Raw genomic sequence first — 19,890 nt, 5'->3', positions numbered from 1 at the left:
GGCGGCGGGCACGACCGTGCCTCCGCCGGCCTCACCGCGCGCGGCGACGCTCGCGGCGCACGGTGACCTTGCGGCCCTTGATGCTGCTGTCCCGCAGCGCGGTGATCACATCGTCGGCGGCGGCCCGGGGCACGTCGACCAGCGAGAACCGGTCGGCGATCTCGATCGCGCCGACGTCCTTGCCGCGCAAGGGGGACTCACCCGCGATCGCGCCGACGAGATCCTGCGGCCGCACCCCGGCCGTCCGGCCGAGACTGACGAACAACCGCGTCATGTCGTCGGCGGGCGGCTTGGCCGTCCGGCCCCCTCGGCTTCCCTCGCGACTGCCGTTCCGGCGCTCGCGTCCCGCGCCGCCACGCGGGTCGAGGCGTGCTTCGGGGAGCTCCTCCTCGTCGGCGACCCCACCACCGGCCTCGTGGGCGAGTTTGACCGCCGCCCGGGCCACGCGCACGGCATCGAACTCGGCGACCAGCGAGTCGATGTCCACCTCGTCGTCGAGCGAGTCGGCCAGCAGGGCCTCGCGCAGGGCCGCTCGGGTGCGTTCCCAGCGCCGGGCGCGCAGATCGGCGACGGTGGGCAGATTCTCGACCGCGATCCGCTGTCCGGTGACCCGTTCGATCGTGCCGACCATACGGTGTTCTCTCGGCTCGGCCAGTGTGATGGCCGACCCCTCCCGGCCCGCGCGCCCCACCCGGCCGATGCGGTGCACGTAGACGTCCGGCGCGCTGGGCACGTCGTAATTGACCACGTGAGTGAGCTGGTCGATGTCGAGCCCCCGGGCCGCGACGTCGGTGGCGACCACCAGGTCGGCGGTCGCCGCGCGCAGTCTGCCCACGACGCGGTCACGCTGGTGCTGGTCCATTCCGCCGTGCAGCGCCTCGGCGCGATAACCCCGGGCGTTCATGGTCTCGGTGAGGCGGTCGACCTCGTCCCGGGTACGGCAGAAGACGACGGCCGCGGTGGGCGCCTCCATGTCGAGCACCCGGCCGAGCGCGGCGGGCTTGTGTCCGCGCGGGACGACGTAGGCGGTCTGGCGAATCAGCGCGGCCTCGCCGGTGACCGACTCGGCCCGGCTGAGTTCGATGCGTTCCGGCTCGCGCAGGTACCGGCGCACCAGGCCCGCGATCTTCGGGGGCATCGTCGCGGAGAACAGCAGGGTCTGGCGCTCGTCCGGCGTGCGCCCGAGGATCGTGTCGATGTCCTCGGCGAAGCCCATGTCGAGCATCTCGTCGGCCTCGTCGAGGACCACAACCCTCAGCTCGTCGAGGCGCAGCGATTTCCGCGTGAGGTGGTCCAGTGCCCGCCCCGGCGTCGCCACCACCACGTCCGCGCCGCGCTCAAGCTGACGCAGCTGACCACCCATCGGCTGACCGCCGTAGATCGGGACCACCCGGGTGCCGAGATGCCGACCGTAGTTCTGGAGCGCCTCGCATACCTGCGCGGCGAGTTCCCGGGTCGGCACGAGCACCAGCGCACGCGGTGCGCTCCCTCGCTCGGCGCCCGCGAGGTGATGCAGCAGGGGCAGCGCGAAGGCGGCGGTCTTGCCCGTCCCGGTCGCGGCCTGCCCCACGACATCGCGTCCGGCCAGCGACGGCGGGACGGCCGCGCGCTGGATGGGCGTCGGCTCCTCGTAGCCGAGTTCGACCAGCGCCCTGGTCAGCTCGGGATGTAGCGCGAGGTCGGCGAATCCGCCGGACCGCTCGGTGACATTCGGGTACTCCGCCGTACTGGCGACCATGCTGAGCTCCTGCTCCTGATGAACGGATTCGACTGGGGACGCCACGGCCGTGGCTCCACCCAGGCAGGGGCGATCCACCAGCCTACAGATCGAACATCCGTTCGACTTCACTCGTTCGTGCGGGGCACCGGCGCCCTCGGTCAGCGCCCCTGCGGCAACACCGCGTACTGGCGCACGTACAGGTCCGTGTAGGTCACCGGGCCCCGCGGCCCGGGAACCTTGTCGAGGTTGATGCCCGTCTCCGGCACACCCAGGAGCTTGAATCCGTCGAGCAGCCGGGTCGGGGCGTTCCAGAAGACGCCCGTCCCCTGGTAGCCGTCGAAGAACAACTCCATCGCCGCCGCGTTCTCGGTGGCGATGCCCGCCGCGAGCCCGGAGGTCTCCTCGTTGGCGATGCGGAGCGCCTCGTCGACCCCGGCGACCCGAGCCACGGTCACCGTGGCCTCCCGGTCCGAGTCGAGCGCCCACTCGTAGCCGATCGGATGCTCGTACGGAGGCAGCGACGCCCGCACTCCTCGTTCGGCGAGCGCCCCGGACACCGTGGGCCAGATCCGGTCGTACACCGCGTCGTGCAGCAGTAGCAGGTTGAGCCGGTTACAGACGCCGAGCCGGTCGAGGCTGTGCGCCACCAACGACTGTACCTTCTCCGCGTCCGCGTCCTGGTCGACGTAGAGCACACCCCCGCCGTCGGCGTGGGCGAGCGTGCGCACGCCGTGCGTGGCGGCCTCGGTGGCCAGTGCCCGGGTGCTCTCCCCGCTGCCCCGCAGGATCACCAGCGGAACCAGGCCGGGCAGCCGCACCAGCGCCGCAGCGGCCTCCCGTTCCGCCCTCGGCACAAGCTGGATCACTTCGGGGTCGATGCCCGCGTCGGCGAGCGCGGGGCGGATCACCACGTCGAGCAGGCACCGCGCGGAGCCGAGTGCGGCCGCGCCGGTGCGCAGCACGCCGCCGTTGCGGGACTTCACCAGCTGTGAGGCCACGTCGACCGTCACGTTCGGACGCGCCTCGTAGTTCGCCCCCAGCACGCCCACCGGCCGGCGTCGCTCCACCAGCCGGAGGCCGTCCGGCAATGTGGACACCGGCACCGACCGCTCCTGATGCGGAGCGTCGGCGAGCAGGCGCAACTGGTCGGCCATGCCGGTGAGACGGTCGTCGGTGATGGTGAGCCGGTCGAGCAGCCCGGCACTCATGCCGTCGGCCCGGGCAGCGGCGACGTCGGCGGCGTTGGCTTCGAGGACGGCATCGGCGTGCGCACCGAGGCGCTGTGCCATACCCCGCAGCGCCGTGTCGATCGCCGCGTCCCCGGCCGTGGCCAGCGACGGGGCGGCATCCTTGGCCGCACGCGCACACACCTCGACAGCCTTCGCCACCTCGTCGGTCACCGCACCGTCCTTTCGACGTCCACTCCGGCCGGGGCCACGCCCGGCCACCGCGCACCCCGGCGTCGCGCCGGATGCCTCTGGTTCCAGTGTGCCGCACCGCACCGGGGGCCCGAGCCGCCCCTCGACGCACGACCGCGCGGCGGTTACGGGGCCAGCACGGGCCCGGCCAGCAACATCCCACCGCCCACCAGACAGCTCACCGTGAGCACGAGCAGGACCAGCAGCCAGATGACGGCGGGCACACCGGTCAGGCGCGCGAGCTGGTCGGCGTCGGAATCGCGTGCCGCGCCACGGCGCCGCTTGGCCTGAAGTTCGAACACCGGCCGGACCGCGCCGAAGAGCAGGAACCACGTCATCACGTACACGAACGCCGCCTGTGGCCCCGGTCCCGCGACCAGCGCCACCGCGCCCAGCACCAGCGCCGAGAGCACGACGGACAGCACACCGTAAGCGTTGCGCACCATCACGAGCACACCGAGCAACAGCGCCGCCGCGATCCCCAGCACGACGCTGAGCCGGCCGGCGGAGACCAGTCCCGAGAACGCCAGACCGAGCAGGGCGGGAGCCGGGTACCCCGCCAAGGTGGTCAGAACCATCCCGGGGCCGCTCGCCCTGCCCCGAGAGACGGTCACACCGGAGGTGTCCGAGTGCAGTCTGATGCCCTGGAGACGCCGTCCGGCCAGCAGCGCGACGAGCGCGTGCCCCGCCTCGTGCACGATCGTCACCACGTTGCGCGCGAACCGCCACGGCGTCCGCAGGAACACCACAGCGCAAGCCACGACCCCGGTGACGACGGCGATGGTGCTCGCGGCACCGAAACCCAGCTCGAACGCGTTCAGCACGGCGTTTGCCTGATCGGTCGTTGTCACCCGGCCAGCTCATCACAGTCGCGTTCCCTCCCCGCGCCCGCCCGGGACCGGGCGGGCCGGTGGACGCAGGGCGCACCGGCGGCACGTGACGTAGGCGTCGCGGAGCACGAACGCCGCCCAGCCCCGGTAGGGCCGCCAGCGCTCGGCGAGACCGGCCAACTCCACCTCGGAGTCGGCCGTGCCGTAGAGCCCGGCGACCGCCCGGCGCAGCGCGGTTTCCCGGAGCGGAAACAGGTCGGGATGCCCCGCTCCGCGGCCGACGATCAACTCGGCCGAGAACGGCCCGACCCCGGGCAGGCCGCGCACCTCGGCCAGCGCGTCGGCGGCCGGCAAGGCACGCAGCGCCGCCGCGTCGAGACGTCCCTCCAGCGCCACCTCCGCGACCAGCTCCAGTCGTTGCCGCTTGAGCGCCGACAGCCCCGGCACCCGCACGCCGGTGACGAGAGCGTGCGGCGGCGGAAACGCCCACAGCCGCCGGGCGCCCACACCGGCCACCCGGCCGTGCGACTCGGCCAGCGCCCGCACGAGTTCCGTGGTCCGCTCCCGGCTCAAGCCCTGGCACACCACCGCCCAGCAGGCGGCCTCGTACGGCGAGCGGAACAGCACCGGCCGCAGGCCCGGACGGCGAGCGTGCACGCGCGTGAGTACGGGGTCCGACCGGGCCACGGAGTCGAACGCGTCACCGTCGAGGTCGCACGAGAGCATCCGCCGCACCTGCTCGACGACCTCCTGGGCGACCTCGGTCGGACCGGTGAGGTCGACGGCCAGCGAGTCCGGGGCGCGCTGGCGCACCGAGATCTCGACGTACTCGTACTGGGTCTCGGTGAACAACGCCGAACGCAGAAGCACCGAACCGGGCCCCTCCCCCGGGCCCGGCGAGCACACCCGGAATCCGGACGCGGAACCGTCGACACCGGTGAGGTGGTCGGCGTAGTCGGCCAGGTCGAGCGTGCCACGCACAGGCAGATCGACGGTCAGATCAGCCGCGTGACCGGCGGAAACGCACATCTGGAAACACCCTTCGGAAACGGTCGATTCGCACCTCGGAAGCGACATTAACCGCACACGACAGAACGGAAAAGAGATTCAGGAAACGAACGGAACCGCTCGTTCCGTTTTCCGGGAAATTGCCTCGACGACGGAACCGTTCGCTCTGCGACGGGTGCTCTGCCATTCCCTCCGCGCGGCGGCGAGAGCGACCTCGGCGGCGACAGCGGTGGCTCCACGGGACGGTGACGAACCAGCGCGCGGCACCGGATCGGACGGCGCACGCGCTCGGCGACCGGGAAACGGAGCGTGACAAGCACCACCTCGTGCCTCACGTTAGGGTTTCCCGGGTGACCGATCGTCTTGTCTGGATCGACTGCGAGATGACGGGGCTGGACCTCGCCAAGGACGCCCTCATCGAGATCGCCGTGCTGGTGACCGACGCCGACCTCACCATCCTCGGCGACGGGGTGGACCTCGTCATCCACGCCGACGACGAAGCACTGGCGAACATGCCCGACGTCGTGCGGACCATGCACGCGCGGTCGGGCCTGACCGAGGAGGTCCGCCGTTCGACGATGACGCTGGCCGAGGCCGAGCGGCAGGCACTCGACTACATCCGCGAGTACGTGCCCGACGCGCGCACGGCACCGCTGGCGGGCAACTCGATCGCCACCGACCGGGGCTTCCTCGCGCGGGACATGCCCACGCTCGACGCCCACCTGCACTACCGCATGGTGGACGTCTCCTCGGTCAAGGAGCTGGTGCGCCGCTGGTACCCGCGCATCTACTACGCCAAGCCGGACAAGGGGCTCGCGCACCGCGCCCTTGCCGACATCCGGGAGTCGATCGGCGAGCTGGAGTACTACCGCCGCACGGCCTTCGTCGCGCAGCCCGGTCCCACGAGCGAGCAGGCCCGGGCCACCGCCGACGAGGTGCTGCGGGACGGGGCTGAGTAACCCGGTTGAAGCGCCGTCCCGGCGGGACGCTATAGTGATCAGGCCGAGGTGCTCGCGAGGGCACCTCGCATGGTGGGTGTAGCTCAGTCGGTAGAGCACCTGGTTGTGGTCCAGGGGGCCGCGGGTTCAAGTCCCGTCACTCACCCCAGACGAACCGGCTCCACGCTCTCGACGTGGAGTGGCCGGTGCTCCGCGCCACCGCGTCGACGGGTCACCACACCGGCAGGTCTCCGCGCGGGGAGGCGATCGCGACCACCGTCGCCAGCACCGCGCCGAGACTGGGCAACCAGCGCCGTGACACGTCCGGTTCCACGACCCACCGGGTGAGGGCCTCGGGGTCGCGCTCGTCCGGTAACGGCACCACCGACCCAGCGGGGAGCACGTGGACACCGGGCGGCAGACCCGTCTCCACCACGCCGACGTCGCCCGTCTCGACGAGGAAGACGGTGGCCATCTCACGGCGCGTCGGGAGCGTCAGCACCGGCGCGCCGCAACCCTGCCGGTCCAGGCTGGCCAGCACCACACCGGAGATCCCGCGCGGCACCACCACCGCGCCGATACCGGCGCCGGTGACGAGCCGCTCGCGGCCGGTGCGCCCTTCGACGGGCCACCCGAACGTCGCTCGATAGTCCACACGCGAATCCCGTTGTGGCGCGGTGTCCAGCTCCACGCTCATGGCACTCCCTCGTCCAGCGGCACCTCGTTGTCCACGGCACCCGGAAGCCTAGCGGCACTGAGTGCCATTAACAAGGGACCCTGCTACGTTCTGCGTATGCCCGGCAGTTCCCAGCCAGCGCCTCGCGCCCGGGTCGGACGCACCTCCGCGGGCCGCCGGAAACTCCGTCACGCGCTCACCCAGGCCGCGATCCGGTTGTTCCTCGACAACGGCTACGAGGCCACGACGGTCGACGAGATCGCCGCGGCGGCGGGCGTCGGCAGGCGCACCTTCTTCCGGTACTTCCGGTCGAAGGAGGACGCCATCTTCCCCAACCACGACGAACTTTTGCCCGAGGTCGAACGCAGGCTCGCCGAGGCCGACGACCGGCGCGACCCCGTCGGTGTCGTGTGCGAGACGGTCGGCGTCGTCCTCGACTTCTACCTCGACGATCCCGAGGTCTCGATCAAAAGGTACGCGCTGACCCGCACGGTCCCGTCGCTACGCGACAAGGAAGTGGCCAGCGTCGACCTCTATCAGCGGGTGTTCGCCCACTACCTGCGCGAACGCTTCGGCGCGGCGGGCGACCCACTGGCCGACGTCCGGGCCTCGGTCGCCGCCGCGGCGGTGGCCGCCGCCCACAACCACGTTCTGCGCCAGTGGCTGCGCAGCGGCGGCGAGGTGGACGCCCACGCCCTCGCCGACCAGGCGTTCGGGGTCGTCACCGCCGCCTTCCCGCCGACGGTGGCGACCGGGTCCGGCAGCGCGGACGACACCGTGGTGGCGGTACTGCGGACGTCGACTCCGACCTCCGAGGTGGTGCGCCGCATCAGCGACTCGCTCACCAGCGACGCACCGGGCCCCCGTAATGGCACGTCGTGCCATTACGGGGGCCCGACTCGGCGCTCGTAGCCGGAATGACAGGGCCGGGGCCGCGGGTCCGGGGCGACGGTGCCCGGCGATTCCGGTCGTCCCCCGACCACCCGACGTGACCCGTGTCCCTTTGTTCTCCGGATAGTAGGCCGTCCTACTAAAATCCGGTCAACGTGAGGATCAGCCAGGAAGGATTGCGATGAGTGACATCACGCGGGTAGGCGTGATCGGAGCGGGGCTGATGGGCTCGGGCATCGCCGAGGTCTGCGCGCTGGCCGGTCTCGACGTGCTCGTGGTCGAGGCCGACCCCGCCGCCGCGGAGGCGGGGCGGACCCGCCTCGAGACGTCGATGGAGCGCGCGGTGAGCAAGGGCAAGCTCTCCGCCGAGGAGCGCGACGCCGCCCTGGCCCGCACGACCGTCAGCGTGGACATCGGCGACTGCGCCGACCGCGACCTCGTGGTCGAGGCCGTGGCCGAGAAGGAGGACGTGAAGCTGGAGGTCTTCCGCGCGCTCGACTCGATCGTGCGACGCGAGGACGCCGTGCTGGCGTCGAACACGTCCTCCATCCCGATCATGCGGCTGGCGATGGCGACGTCCCGGCCGGAGTACGTCGTGGGCCTGCACTTCTTCAACCCGGTTCCGGTGCTGAAACTGGTGGAGCTGATCCCCACCCTGCTCTCCGGCTCCGAAACCGTGTCCCGCGCCGAGGACTTCGCCACGACGGCGCTGGGCAAGACCGTGGTGCGCGCGCCGGACCGCGCGGGCTTCGTCGTCAACGCGCTGCTCATCCCGTACCTCTTGTCGGCGATCCGGATGGTCGAGGCGGGCCACTCCAGCGCCGAGGACATCGACAACGGGATGGTGCTCGGCTGTGCGCACCCGATGGGCCCGCTGCGCCTCGCGGACATGATCGGGCTCGACACCACCAAGGCCGTGGCCGACTCCCTGTACGCCGAGTACGCGGACCCGCAGTACGCCCCGCCGCCGCTGCTGCTGCGCATGGTGGACGCGGGGCTGTTCGGCAAGAAGTCCGGCCGGGGCTTCTACGACTACACCCGGGGAGAATGAGATGTACCAACTGTCCGAGGAACACGAGGAGCTCCGCGCCGCGGTGCGCGCGCTGTCGGAGAAGGAGATCGCGCCGCACGCCGCGGAGGTCGACGAGCAGGAACGCTACCCGCACGAGGCCGCCACGGCGCTGACCTCTGCAGGCTTCAACGCCGTGCACATTCCCGAGGCCTACGACGGACAGGGGGCGGACGCGGTCGCCGCCTGCATCGTGATCGAGGAGGTCGCGCGGGTCGACGCCTCGGCGTCCCTGATCCCGGCCGTGAACAAACTCGGTACCCAGCCGATCCTGTTGTCGGCCTCCCACGACCTGAAGAAGCTCGTGCTGCCGTCGATCGCCTCGGGAGAGGCGTCGGCCTCGTACGCGCTCTCCGAGCGCGAAGCCGGGTCCGACACCGCCTCGATGCGTACCCGCGCCCAGCGCGACGGCGATGACTGGGTGCTCAACGGCACCAAGTGCTGGATCACCAATGCGGGTGAGTCGAGCTGGTACACGGTGATGGCCGTGACCGACCCCGACGCCGAGAAGAAGGCCAAGGGCATCTCCGCGTTCGTCGTGCACGCCGACGATCCCGGGTTCTCGGTCGGCCCGAAGGAACGCAAACTGGGCATCAAGGGCTCACCCACGCGCGAGATCTACTTCGAGAACTGCCGTATCCCCGCCGACCGGATCATCGGGGAACCGGGCACCGGGCTTCAGACCGCCCTGGCCACGCTCGACCACACCCGCCCGACGATCGGCGCGCAGGCGCTGGGAATCGCCCAGGGCGCGCTGGACGCGGCGGTGGACTACGTCAAGGAACGCAAGCAGTTCGGCACGGCGATCGCCGACTTCCAGGGCGTCCAGTTCATGCTGGCCGACATGGCCACCGAGATCGAGGCGGCGCGGCACCTGGTGTACGTCTCGGCGGCGGCGACCGAGCGCGGGGACCCGCGATCGAGCTTCCTCGCCAGTGCCGCCAAGACCAAGGCCTCCGACGTGGCGATGCAGGTGACCACGGACGCCGTGCAACTCTTCGGCGGTGCGGGCTACACCCGCGACTTCCCCGTGGAGCGGATGATGCGCGACGCCAAGATCACCCAGATCTACGAGGGCACCAACCAGATCCAGCGCATGGTGATGGCTCGCAAGCTGCTCAAGGGCTGATCTTTCCGCGACGGGCGGGCCGTGGCGGGTGTGCCTTCCGGGCAGCATGTCCCGGGCAGGGCTTCCCGGCACGACCCGTCCCGCACGGTGCTCCGACTCCGGACGTGGGCTCCGGCGTGGGTTCCGGGCGTGGCCGCGAGGCCGGAGTCACGCCGCGCCCGACTGCCACTCCTCCCAGGACATCTGCCACACGCTCCACCCGTCGGTGGGTTCGAGCGTCTGGCCGCCCGCGTTGACCACGGTCACCGGGTCTCCGCGCTTGCTCCGTTCCATCAACCACGCCGCGTCCTCGGGCGCGAGGTTGAGACATCCGTGGCTGACGTTGCGCTTGCCCTGGTCGCCGACGGACCAGGGCGCCGAGTGGTAGAAGATGCCACTGTTGGAGAGCCGGGCGGCGTAGTCGACGTGGATGCGGTAGCCGTCCGAGCTGTCGACCGCGACGCCGTAGGTGCTGGAGTCCAGCGTGTAACCGTGGTGCTCGCTCATGACGGTGTAGGTGCCGTTCGGGGTGGAGCTGGAGGCCTTCCCCATCGAGATCGGCATCGTCCGGATGGTCTCGTCGTCCGCCGTGACCGTCATCCGGTGGCTCTGTCCGTCGGCGGAGATCAGCAGCTTTTCCCCCACGGTGATCGTGACCGCCTTGTCCCGCGCGCCGTAGGTGCCCTCGCCGAGGTCCCTGCCGTAGATCCGCGCATCGACGGTGATCTCCGTGCCCGATTCCCAGTATTCCTTGGGCCGCCAGATCACGCGGTCGTCGCCGAACCAGCGGAAGTCGCCCTCGGTCTCGGGCTCGGCGCTGATGGTCAGCGCCTCCTCGGCGGCGTCCCGGTCCGGCACGGCGCCGCTGAAGGTGAAGATCAACGGCATGCCGACACCCACCGTCTCGTCGTTCCGGGCGTTGATCCACACGTCCACCGTGCGCGCCGGTGTGGCCGTGGTGAAGGTGGAGGTCTCCTCGACCTCGGCGCCGTCCTCCCCGGTCGCGCGCACGGTCAGGGTGTAGGTCTTGCCGTAGCCCAGTGGCTCCGTCGTGGTCCACAGCGAGCCACCGGAACGCAGGTCGTGCTCGACCTTCGTCCCGTGCGTGCCGATCAACGACGCGCCCGTGATCCGGCCGTTCTCGGCACGCACCGTGACGGGTCGCGCGGGCTCGACATCCGACTCGTCGTCCGACACCGACATCCCGAGGGTCACGGGCTCGGGCGGCTCACTGGTGGACGGTGTCGTCGACCGCGACGGCGCCGACTCCCCGGGGACGGGAGCACCGCATCCCACGGTCGCCACCGCGACCAGCAGCAATGACGCCCAAACCCTGCCCGTCCGCGGCGGAACTCCACCCGGCCGTGCCATCAACTTCCCCCGATCTCACGAAAGACTTGCCCCGAACGTGTGGCGAGTGTGCCGGAGTCGTCGCATCGCGTGGGTGGACGTCATCAAGTTGTGTCCGAGCCTCAATCAGGGGGCCGCGTCACCGGCCGGATACGGGCGTGCTAGTGTTTCACACGTTGCCGAACGGAGCCGACAACACGAACGACGCCGGTCGAGCACGCGCCATTAGCTCAAGTGGCAGAGCAGCTGACTCTTAATCAGCGGGTTCGGGGTTCGAGTCCCTGATGGCGCACAATCCCAGGTCAGACGTCCTTACGGCGTCTGACCTTTTTCTTGTCCGCCGTGTCCGTTCTCGGCGAGCCGGATCGCCGACGGCATCCTCGCCATCCTCACCCCGAGCCGCGCGCCGGTCGGCGTGGCGTGGACCAGACCCGTCGCCCGCCCGACGACCCGACGCCGCTTTCGCCGGCGCCGGACCGGGTACACACCACACGCGGGACCCTCGCCTACTCCACGACAACCACGAGAACGGGGGCATGGGCGTCACGACCCACGGGGCGGGGGGGCGAACCGGTCTCCGGTGACGCACACCACGAGCGGGCCGCGGCCGGTCGCGCGCCTGTCCGGGTGGACCGACTTGCCCACACCCCCGAATCTCGGCGATCGTGAGGTGAGCGGATTAATCCGCGCTTTCTCCGCCCGCGGGAAAGGAGCCACTATGAATGCGCTCGACCTGACCGCGATCACCCTCACCAGGTCTCCGAATCCGACCAGGACACGGCGGGTCTGCCTGCCCGAGGCCGTGGCGTGGTTCGCCGACGAGGAGCATTCCGACCGCCCCCGCTGTGTCTCGACGGTGCTGCTGCGCACCGGAACCGCGCTGTGCGCGCGACTCCCGCACGACAAGCGGCAGAACCTCAAGCGATTCGTCCCGGACCTTGTCGGCACGGCCGGCGACGGCTACGACGAGGAGCGCTCACGGCTGGCGATGGACTGGCTGGTCCGGGTATACCTGCCGACCTGGCTGCGCGTCGTCGGCCGCCTGGAACTGGCCGCCGCCAGCCTGGCCGAGCACACCCCCGTGTACTCGGTGGCCGACGCGGCCGAGGCGATGGCCGGGCCGAGGACGGCGGTGCGCAAGGCCCTCTACGCCCTCTACGGTTCCGAGCGCTGGCAGTGGTACCGCCCCCAGCGCACGGAGTTGACGTTGGACATCTCCCGACGCCTTTCGGCCAACGCCGGGGACGCCGCCGTGGCGGGCACGATGGCCATCGCACGGGAGTTCCTGCCCGAGTGCGGCAAGCTGCGGCTGGCCGTCGAGCAGGCCCTGCTGCTCGCCGTGTGCGCCGCGGGAACAGCGGTTCCGGACACGGAGCGGGCCGCCGACCCGGTCGAGACCGTGTTCCGCGAGACAGAGGAGATCGTCGAGGACGCGGTGGTCGACCTCTTCGAGCGCATGATCGAGGTGCGGCCCGCGGAGAACGCGGGGTGGCTGGCGGCGGACCCGGCCGAGGCGGCACGCAGCGTGCGAGAATCCTGATGTGGTGACCCCCTCCGACCGGCCCGGCCGGCTCCCCCACGACGACACGCGCGCGGGCGCCGCCTCCGGCGCCACGGCAGCGACTTCAGGGACGCGGCTCGCCACACTGCGCGCGGACTGCTCCCGGTGTGCCGGGCTGTGCTGTGTGGCGCTGCCCTTCACGCGGTCCGCGGACTTCGGCCTCACCAAGGACGCGGGAACGCCGTGTCCGAACCTGGGTGCCGATTTCGGCTGCGGCATCCACGCGCGCCTGCGCGCCGACGGTTTCCGCGGATGCTCCGTGTTCGACTGCTTCGGCGCGGGCCAGCACCTTTCGACCGTGACCTTCGCCGGTCGCGACTGGCGGGACGACCCGGAGACGGCGACGGCGATGTTCGCCGCGTTCGGCGTGCTGCGGCAACTGCACGAACTGCTGTGGTACCTCACCGAGGCACTCGACCGGCCCGAGGCGCGCGAGGTCCACGCGGCGCTCCGGCAGGAACGCGACGAGGTGGACGCCCTGACCCGCGAGCCCGCCGAGCCGCTGGCCGAGGTCGACGTGCCCGCGCTGCGGGACCGCATCGGACCGTTGCTCGCGCGGGCGAGTGCCTCCGTCCGTGCCGAGATTCCCGGCCGCGCTCGCGACCGGCGCGGTGCCGATCTGATGGGAGCGCGCCTGCGGGGCGCACACCTGCGTGGGGCCGATCTGCGCGGCGCCTACCTCATCGCCGCCGACCTGCGGCGTGCTGATCTGCGGACCACCGACCTGCTGGGCGCGGACCTGCGGGACTGCGACCTGCGCGGAGCCGACCTGACCGGGTGCCTGTTCCTCACCCAGCCACAGGTCAACGCCGCCGTCGGCGACGCGGCCACCCGGTTGCCGCCCGCGGTGGACCGTCCCGACCACTGGTGACCCGGGGGTTTCGGCGCCGGGCCGCTCACCGCTCCTCGGGCAGGAGAATCCACAGGGCCAGATAGAGGACGAACTGAGGCCCCGGTAGCAGGCACGAGAGCACGAACACCACGCGCACCGTGCGCGGGGACCAGCCGAACCGGCGCGCCAGTCCGGCGCACACACCCGCGATGACCCGGTTGTCCCGTGAGCGAGTCAGACCCGTTGTCGTTGTCATGCCTCCCAGTGTCGGGTCGTGGGCACCGGCGCGCATCGGGGACCGACCCGGAGATCGAGCGCGCGAGCGGAGCCTCACTTCAGGGTTGGTCCGGACGGCGGCATGGTGACTGAACCGATCGAGTTACGCTGTGCACCGGGCCGTTTCCGTGCGGTACACAGCTTTGCACGCACACGACGGGAGGGACGCGGTGAACTGGGGCGAGCGAGTGGCACTGGTGACGGGCGCCTCACGCGGTCTCGGTGCCGCGATCGCCGAGACGCTCGCCGGTGACGGGTTCCGCGTGGCGATCAACTTTGCGCGGAACAAGGACGCGGCCGAGTCGGTGCGCGAGCGCATCACCGCGCGGGGCGGCACGGCGGAGGTCTTCCGGGCGGACGTGACCGACGAGGGGTCCGTCGACGCACTGCGGCACGCGGTGCTGGGGACGTTCGGACGGATCGACGTGCTCGTGCTCAACGCGACCGGGCCGCAACCCTTCATCGCTCTCGACGACCTCGACTGGCGCGCCGCGCTCGACCAGCTGGAGTTCTTCGTCAAGAGCCCGCTGCTGCTGACGCGGGCCGTGGTGCCGGGCATGCGCGAGCGCGGCTGGGGGCGCATCATCCACGTCGGCTCGGAGGTGCTGGAACTCGGCATTCCGCGGTCCAGCGCCTACGTCGCGGCGAAGGGCGCACAGCTCGGCCTCACGCGTTCCTGGGCACGCGAGCTCGGCGCGCACGGCATCACGGTGAACCTCGTGGCGCCCGGGTGGGTGCCGACGGAGCGGCACCAGGACGCCACCGAGGAGGACAAGGCCGCCTACGCCGCCTCGGTGCCGCTGGGCCGGCTCGGCACGCCCGAGGACGTAGCGGGTGCGGTGGCGTTCCTGGCCTCCGAGCGCGGCGGCTTCGTCACCGGCCAGAAACTGGCCACCAACGGTGGCAACACCCTCACCTAACCCCTGCCCCCACCCGCCCGCGAGTTGCCCCTTGCCGTCCGCGAGTTGCCCCTTCCCGTCCGCCACGGCCACGGTCGGCGAGTCGCCCGGTCCCGTCCGTGAGGCTCAGCCTGGGTGTGGCGGCAGCCAAGTCCAGCTCGGGCGCTACCGGAACGCGGACGTGCGGCCCGCTCTCGGCACAGGTCGGGTCCGTAGGCCGCACCCGCGCCGGCGGCGCCTCCACATACGAATCGGTCCAGGCGCATCCGCTCCTCTTCCCTGAACATGCCAGCACGGCGGGAGCAACTCACCAGCACGAAGGGGCAACTCGCCAGCACGAAGGGGCAACTCGCGCGCCGGGAGGGGCAACTCGCGGGGAGTGGGGCTTGACTGAAGTTGTAGTCGCGAGTATAAGAAAGGTGTGTCTTCTGGTTGCTACTGATGTGAGTGACGAGAGGAGGAATCACCGATGCTGATGCGTACGGACCCGTTCCGGCAGCTTGACCGGCTGACCCAGCAGATGCTCGGCGCGGACGGGACGAGCACGCGGCCCACCGCGATGCCGATGGACGCGTACCGGGAGGGCGACGAGTTCGTCGTGCGCTTCGACCTGCCCGGCGTCCAGGCCGAGTCGATCGACCTCGACGTCGAGCGCAACGTGCTGACGGTGCGCGCCGAGCGCGGAGCCGAGTTCGGCGACGACGCGGACGTGCAGGTGGCCGAGCGGCCGCGCGGAGTGTTCAGCAGGCAACTGTTCCTCGGTGACACGCTCGACACCGAGGCCATCGCGGCCCACTACGACGACGGCGTCCTGACCTTGCGCATCCCGGTCGCCGAGCAGGCCAAACCGCGCAAGATCGCAGTCACCGGCGGCTCCGGCCGCAAGACGATCGACGCCTGACGACGGCGGCGCGCCCTCGGGGCCGCCGCCGTCACCGGTCACACGCCGTCACCCAGTCCGCCTGGCCAGCAGGCGACTGGACCGGCGCGCACCCGCGCCGACGAGTTCCGCACGCACCACACGCCACCCGGGCGGCAGCGACTCCTCCAGCTGTCCGTGCCGCACGTGATAGCGCCGCGGGCGGGCATCGGCCAACGCCTCCCAGCCCAGCAATCCCCCGGGCGCCACCCGGGCGCACGCGGCCCGGAACACGTCCGCGTCCCAGAACAGGGTCGCGAGCACGAAGGCGAAAGGCCCCTCCAGCTCCGGGAACTCGGTACCGCGCACGTCTTTCCGCCCGGAAGCGACAGCGGAGGCCCACGCACACAGATCCACCTCGACGCGGAGCACACGGTCGTGCACACCGCGTCGGCGCGCCTCGCCGCGAAGCTGGTCCAACGCCACGTCCGACACGTCGGCCACCACGACACGCCGCCCGAGCTCGGCCAGCGCGAGCGCGCTACCCGAGCGCCCGCAGGCCAGTTCCAATACCGGCCCGTCGGGCACGTCGGCCTCCAGTGCGGCAGTGGTCAGCGGATGCACGGCGAAGGTCGGCGCGCGCCCGGCGAAGCGGGTGTTCCACCGCCGCCGGTCCGCCTCGCCACGCGGCCGGCCGGTCGGGTGTGCCACGCCGCCATTCTCCCCGACCGGACCCACGCCGCCCGGAACGCCCCGGCTCAGATCTCGTCCCAGGAGTCGCGCTCCTCCCCTCGCCCACTTCGGTCCTCCCGCCGCTCACGCTCGTCCTCCCGCTCGCGCAGCTCCTCGAAACGCTGCCTGCGCTGCCGTTCGCGCTTGCTGTAGGTGGCGCGGTTCACGGCCTGTTCGCTTTCCAAACTGGACCCCAGCGCTCCCGCGAAGGTGCCCATCGTGGCCGAGAGCCACACCAGCGAGAGATAGCTGCCCGGTCCGGCGGAATGGCCGAGCGTCTGTCCCAGGTAGTCCGGGGGGATCACCGCGAGCGCCCCGCCGAGCGTGACCAGGAACAACACCACGTACGCCGAGAGCACGCCCAACGAGAGTGTGACGACGGTGGCGAGGTTGTACAGCCAGGCCTTCTCCTTGAGTTCCGACCGGGGCTGCCACAGGTTGTTGTAGAAGATGAGCCAGGCCACCATCGCCACGATGGCCAGTACGTTCACCGTCACCAGCCGCATCGGGCCGAGCGCGTCGGCCAGCGACCAGATGCTGCTGTAGAAGATACCGAACGCGGCCGCGGCGAACCCGGCGGCGAGCGCCGTGGACAGTTCGGGCACCAGCCGCCAGGGCTTGTTGTCCCGCACCATCCCGAAGAGCAACCGGGCTCGGCCGCGCCAGCCGGTGAGGACGACCGCGGACTCAATCCCCTCGACGGGATTGTCGGTCCAGCGCACCGGCGCGAGCCTGCCCGCCGCGCGGCCCCGCATGCCCTCCGCGCCGTCGATGAAGCCGCGCTTCTGACTCAGCGCGCCGATGAGGTAGAGCAACGTGTCCTGGAGCCGCCGGCACACCCTGATCCCGCCGAGTGCGGGCAGGGAGGCCAGCGCCGCGCGGTGGTCGGAACTCATGTCCGCCACCACGGGTGTCGTGCCCAGGCGCCGCGGCAGATCGGTCACGAAGATCACGACGTCCCAGCCGTATTCGGGCAACGCCTGCCGCGCCAGGCGCACGATCGGTACGTTGGCGCCCTCGTCCAGTTCCAGCGGCTGGGTGCGGCTGCGGACCTCCCAGTCGACCTCGTCACTGACCCTCCGGCTCAGATCGTCCGCGAGCTCGTCCACGAATGAGCCGAGGTACTCGGCGGGCAGACCGGGGTCGGAAACCAGCCCGACCACGACGGTCCGCCGCTGTTCGCCGGACTCGTCCGCGGCACCGTCCGGTTCCGCCTTCTCCGGTTCCCGGCCGGGCGGGACCGGCTCGTCCTGCTCCCGCTCGCCCGCGTCGCTCCTGCCCGAGGGTCCCGTCTCCTTCTGCCGGCTCTCCTCCTCAAGTCCACTCACCCGGATTGGTTACCCGGGCGGGTGAACTCTTACACCCCGGGTACAGCGCCAAGACCCGGCGCCGTACCGCGCCGGGCCGGTCGCCCGCTCGCTCGGGCGACGCTGGCCCCGGCTGGACAGTGACGCTCGGCGGCACCCACCCTGGGGGCATGGCGGGCAACCACACCTTCCCCGGCCGCGACGACGTGGACGCCGACAGCCTCCGGCTCGATGATGTCCTCGCCGACCTGGCCCGCTCCGTCGAATCGGAGAACGACCTCACCGGCACGGTCGGCTCGATCGTCGACGCGGTACGCGTCACCGTCCCGCACGCCGACCACGTCGGCCTGTGCCTGCTTGAGGAACGGGGACCGCGTTCGGTGGCCGCGTCGAGCACGCTGACGGCCACGTTGGAGCAGGTGCAGCGAGACCTCGGCGAAGGGCCCAGCATGGACCCGCGGACCACACGGCCACACCGGGCCGGGGATCTCGCGAGCGACCCGCGCTGGCCCCGGTTCGCCGAGGCGGCCACCGAGCGCGGCGTCGTCTCGATGCTGGCGCTGCCGCTGTTCACCACCAACGCGTGGCTGGGCATGCTGACCCTCTTCTCCGCCGAGCCGCACGCCTTCGACGGCGAGACCGAGCACCTCGCGGAACTGTTCGCCGCCCAGGCCGCCGTCGCGATCGCCGGGGTGAACCGCACGGAGCGGATGCGGGCGGCGTTGACCACGCGGGACGTGATCGGCACGGCCAAGGGCATCCTCATGCAACGCCACCAGCTCGACGCGGAGGCGGCCTTCGCCCTGCTCGTGCGGGCCTCGCGACACACCGACCGCACGCTGCGGGACGTGGCGGAGTGGCTGGTCACCGGACGGGACGCCGCGTGAGTGGCGTGCCGGAGGCCGGCTCCGGCAGCGTCAGCGCGCACGCGCCCGCGGCGGTCAGCACGATCGCCAGCACCAGGAACGCGTCGGCGTAGTCCGCCGCCCCGGTTCCGGCTCGGCCGGGCCCGTCACGACGACCAGCGTCCGCCGAGGGGACCCGGCGTGCCGCTCAGGGCTTGCGCCCCAGAGCGGCGAAGGCGCTGCTGGTCTCCGGCGCGGTGCGGAACTCGTCGGTGTACGGGGAGGGGTGTTCGTCGGGACACCACTCGGGCACCCACACCACGCCCGGATCGACGAGGTCGAGCCCGTCAAAGAACCGGGTGAACTCCGCACGGGAGCGCAGGTGCAGCGGAGCGCTGGAACGCTGGTACCGGTCACGAACCTGAGCACGCCGCTCGCTGTCGGTCTCGGGCACGCCATCCTCGGTGAGGTGCGTGGCGAGCAGGTAGGACCCCGACGGCAGCAGATCCCGATAGCGCGCCAGCACCTCGTGCGGCCCCGCGTCGTCGCCGAAGAAGTAGAGCACGTTGACCACGATCAGCCCGACGGGCCGGGACGGGTCCAGCACCCCGGTGGCCAGCGCCTGCTCCCACACCTGGTCGACCCGCAGCAGATCGCACTCGACCACGGCGTGCCGCGCCGGGTCGCCCTCGCGTTCGAGCAGCACGCGCGAGTGCGCCACGGCCACCGGCTCGTTGTCGACATAGACACACCGGCTTCCCGGATTGACCGAGTCCGCGATCTCGTGGACGTTGCCCACCGTGGGCACGCCCGAGCCGAGGTCGAGGAACTGCGTCACACCCAGCCGCGCCAGCCTGGCCACACCGCGCCCGAGGAACTCCCTGCCCACGCGGGCCATCGTGCGCACCGCCGGGTAGGTCTCGAGTACCTTCGCGCCGAACTCCCGGTCGATGGCCCAGTTCGTCGTGCCCCCGAGGTACCAGTCGTAGATTCGCGCAGGGTTCGGCGTCTCGAGGTCGACCTGACCACCGGGTTCGTCACCGGACCGCGTCATCGCACTCCTCACTCGCGCCGGACCGGCGGTCGTCGGTCCGGACCACCGGGTGCGCACGACCCTAGCCACAGACGGGCTCCGGCTCCGTGCCGGGGGCCGCCGTGGCGGCCGCCTCGGGCAGCCGGGCGACGAAACCGAAGGTGGTGTCCGCCCCCGGTTCGATCTTGGCGTTCCATCCGGCGTCCCGCACCGTGATCCGTCCGCCCGCACGCGTGAGCGTCCCGTTCCAGAGGTCGGCCACGGTGTGCCCGTCGGGCAACCGCCAGCGCACCGTCCAGCCGGTCACCGCGGCCTCTCCCCTGTTGCGGACCGTCACCTCGGCCTGGTACCCGCCCGGCCAGGCGTGGGTGACCCGGTACTCCGCCGTGCACCGCCCGCCGCCCTGCCCGGACGGTGCGGTGCGGGACGCGCCGGGAGCGGCACCACGTCGCCGTCTCCGGGCGCGAGTTCCGCGACGATCTCCCTGGCCGGGCGTACCTCCGTCCCGTCCGGGGCGAGGTTGGTGAACAGGCCGATA

Annotated in this window: 20 protein-coding genes, 2 tRNA genes and 1 pseudogene; 11 read left to right on the top strand and 12 right to left on the bottom strand. The window is 71.5% G+C overall.

The window, feature by feature from the left end; all coding sequences use genetic code 11:
• Positions 1-31: 31 nt before the first annotated feature.
• The 4 genes from SACSA_RS0111665 to SACSA_RS22605 all read right to left on the bottom strand — a co-directional run bounded on the left by SACSA_RS0111665 (position 32) and on the right by SACSA_RS22605 (position 4,997).
• Positions 32-1,738 carry a DEAD/DEAH box helicase gene (locus tag SACSA_RS0111665; RefSeq protein ID WP_019816069.1) on the bottom strand — a complete coding sequence of 569 codons (1,707 nt, stop codon included), beginning with the start codon at positions 1,736-1,738 and terminating at the stop codon, positions 32-34.
• A gap of 140 nt (positions 1,739-1,878) precedes the next feature.
• A complete protein-coding gene (locus SACSA_RS0111660; protein WP_019816067.1) occupies positions 1,879-3,120 on the bottom strand; it encodes an aldehyde dehydrogenase family protein in 1,242 nt (413 codons plus the stop codon).
• A 143-nt stretch (positions 3,121-3,263) separates the two neighbouring features.
• Positions 3,264-3,989, bottom strand: a complete 726-nt coding sequence (locus SACSA_RS0111655; RefSeq protein WP_028661794.1) for a M50 family metallopeptidase — start codon at positions 3,987-3,989, stop codon at positions 3,264-3,266.
• Positions 3,990-4,001: 12 nt separating this feature from the next.
• On the bottom strand, positions 4,002-4,997 hold the full coding sequence (locus tag SACSA_RS22605) for a DNA-3-methyladenine glycosylase family protein (RefSeq protein WP_019816063.1): 996 nt from the start codon (positions 4,995-4,997) through the stop codon (positions 4,002-4,004).
• 329 nt (positions 4,998-5,326) lie between these two features.
• On the opposite strand from SACSA_RS22605, the gene orn reads away from it, so the two are divergent.
• Entirely contained in the window at positions 5,327-5,935 is a 609-nt protein-coding gene (gene orn, locus SACSA_RS0111645; protein WP_019816061.1) for an oligoribonuclease, read from the top strand.
• 72 nt (positions 5,936-6,007) lie between these two features.
• Positions 6,008-6,083 (top strand) — tRNA-His (locus SACSA_RS0111640).
• Between the two features lie 63 nt (positions 6,084-6,146).
• On the opposite strand, the gene SACSA_RS0111635 is transcribed toward SACSA_RS0111640, so the two are convergent.
• Positions 6,147-6,611 carry a hypothetical protein gene (locus SACSA_RS0111635; protein ID WP_019816060.1) on the bottom strand — a complete coding sequence of 155 codons (465 nt, stop codon included), beginning with the start codon at positions 6,609-6,611 and terminating at the stop codon, positions 6,147-6,149.
• Positions 6,612-6,707: 96 nt separating this feature from the next.
• Here SACSA_RS0111635 and SACSA_RS0111630 point away from each other — a divergent pair, with 96 nt between their 5' ends.
• From SACSA_RS0111630 to SACSA_RS0111620, 3 genes are all read left to right on the top strand, one after another.
• On the top strand, positions 6,708-7,502 hold the full coding sequence (locus tag SACSA_RS0111630; RefSeq protein ID WP_048876699.1) for a TetR family transcriptional regulator: 795 nt from the start codon (positions 6,708-6,710) through the stop codon (positions 7,500-7,502).
• A gap of 160 nt (positions 7,503-7,662) precedes the next feature.
• The gene (locus SACSA_RS0111625) at positions 7,663-8,532 is read left to right on the top strand and encodes a 3-hydroxybutyryl-CoA dehydrogenase (protein ID WP_019816058.1); all 870 of its coding nucleotides are present in this window, start codon (positions 7,663-7,665) and stop codon (positions 8,530-8,532) included.
• A gap of 1 nt (position 8,533) precedes the next feature.
• Positions 8,534-9,679: an acyl-CoA dehydrogenase family protein gene (locus SACSA_RS0111620; RefSeq protein WP_019816057.1), complete on the top strand. Its 1,146-nt coding sequence runs from the start codon at positions 8,534-8,536 to the stop codon at positions 9,677-9,679.
• A 147-nt stretch (positions 9,680-9,826) separates the two neighbouring features.
• Here SACSA_RS0111620 and SACSA_RS0111615 read toward each other — a convergent pair whose 3' ends face one another.
• Positions 9,827-11,029 carry a L,D-transpeptidase gene (locus SACSA_RS0111615; RefSeq protein WP_028661793.1) on the bottom strand — a complete coding sequence of 401 codons (1,203 nt, stop codon included), beginning with the start codon at positions 11,027-11,029 and terminating at the stop codon, positions 9,827-9,829.
• 198 nt (positions 11,030-11,227) lie between these two features.
• On the opposite strand from SACSA_RS0111615, the gene SACSA_RS0111610 reads away from it, so the two are divergent.
• The 3 genes from SACSA_RS0111610 (at position 11,228) to SACSA_RS0111600 (ending at position 13,440) form a co-directional block, all read left to right on the top strand.
• Positions 11,228-11,300, top strand: a tRNA-Lys gene (locus tag SACSA_RS0111610).
• Positions 11,301-11,726: 426 nt separating this feature from the next.
• On the top strand, positions 11,727-12,548 hold the full coding sequence (locus SACSA_RS0111605; RefSeq protein ID WP_019816055.1) for a hypothetical protein: 822 nt from the start codon (positions 11,727-11,729) through the stop codon (positions 12,546-12,548).
• A gap of 145 nt (positions 12,549-12,693) precedes the next feature.
• Positions 12,694-13,440 (top strand): pentapeptide repeat-containing protein, encoded by a 747-nt coding sequence (locus SACSA_RS0111600; protein WP_019816054.1) that lies wholly within the window; start codon positions 12,694-12,696, stop codon positions 13,438-13,440.
• A 25-nt stretch (positions 13,441-13,465) separates the two neighbouring features.
• Here the strand turns inward: SACSA_RS0111600 and SACSA_RS22600 are convergent, their stop codons facing one another.
• Positions 13,466-13,657: a PspC domain-containing protein gene (locus SACSA_RS22600; protein WP_048876707.1), complete on the bottom strand. Its 192-nt coding sequence runs from the start codon at positions 13,655-13,657 to the stop codon at positions 13,466-13,468.
• Positions 13,658-13,847: 190 nt separating this feature from the next.
• Here SACSA_RS22600 and SACSA_RS0111590 point away from each other — a divergent pair, with 190 nt between their 5' ends.
• Complete coding sequence (locus SACSA_RS0111590; RefSeq protein ID WP_019816052.1) at positions 13,848-14,597, top strand: SDR family NAD(P)-dependent oxidoreductase; 750 nt, start codon at positions 13,848-13,850, stop codon at positions 14,595-14,597.
• Positions 14,598-15,045: 448 nt separating this feature from the next.
• Positions 15,046-15,477 carry an Hsp20/alpha crystallin family protein gene (locus SACSA_RS0111585; RefSeq protein ID WP_019816051.1) on the top strand — a complete coding sequence of 144 codons (432 nt, stop codon included), beginning with the start codon at positions 15,046-15,048 and terminating at the stop codon, positions 15,475-15,477.
• 48 nt (positions 15,478-15,525) lie between these two features.
• Here SACSA_RS0111585 and SACSA_RS22595 read toward each other — a convergent pair whose 3' ends face one another.
• On the bottom strand, positions 15,526-16,146 hold the full coding sequence (locus SACSA_RS22595; RefSeq protein ID WP_048876706.1) for a hypothetical protein: 621 nt from the start codon (positions 16,144-16,146) through the stop codon (positions 15,526-15,528).
• Positions 16,147-16,193: 47 nt separating this feature from the next.
• Entirely contained in the window at positions 16,194-17,495 is a 1,302-nt protein-coding gene (locus tag SACSA_RS0111575) for a hypothetical protein (protein WP_019816048.1), read from the bottom strand.
• 149 nt (positions 17,496-17,644) lie between these two features.
• On the opposite strand from SACSA_RS0111575, the gene SACSA_RS0111570 reads away from it, so the two are divergent.
• Complete coding sequence (locus SACSA_RS0111570) at positions 17,645-18,361, top strand: GAF and ANTAR domain-containing protein (protein ID WP_019816046.1); 717 nt, start codon at positions 17,645-17,647, stop codon at positions 18,359-18,361.
• A gap of 166 nt (positions 18,362-18,527) precedes the next feature.
• Here the strand turns inward: SACSA_RS0111570 and SACSA_RS0111560 are convergent, their stop codons facing one another.
• The 3 genes and pseudogenes from SACSA_RS0111560 to SACSA_RS26785 all read right to left on the bottom strand — a co-directional run.
• Positions 18,528-19,373: an SAM-dependent methyltransferase gene (locus SACSA_RS0111560; RefSeq protein WP_019816043.1), complete on the bottom strand. Its 846-nt coding sequence runs from the start codon at positions 19,371-19,373 to the stop codon at positions 18,528-18,530.
• 61 nt (positions 19,374-19,434) lie between these two features.
• Complete coding sequence (locus tag SACSA_RS26790; protein ID WP_232212931.1) at positions 19,435-19,689, bottom strand: cellulose binding domain-containing protein; 255 nt, start codon at positions 19,687-19,689, stop codon at positions 19,435-19,437.
• Positions 19,686-19,890: pseudogene (locus SACSA_RS26785) on the bottom strand (hypothetical protein); the annotation flags it as partial. The gene SACSA_RS26790 and the pseudogene SACSA_RS26785, both read right to left, overlap by 4 nt.

Source organism: Saccharomonospora saliphila YIM 90502 (assembly GCF_000383795.1).
GTDB classification, from domain to species: domain Bacteria; phylum Actinomycetota; class Actinomycetes; order Mycobacteriales; family Pseudonocardiaceae; genus Saccharomonospora; species Saccharomonospora saliphila.
This window is presented reverse-complemented; position numbering and strand designations above follow the sequence as displayed.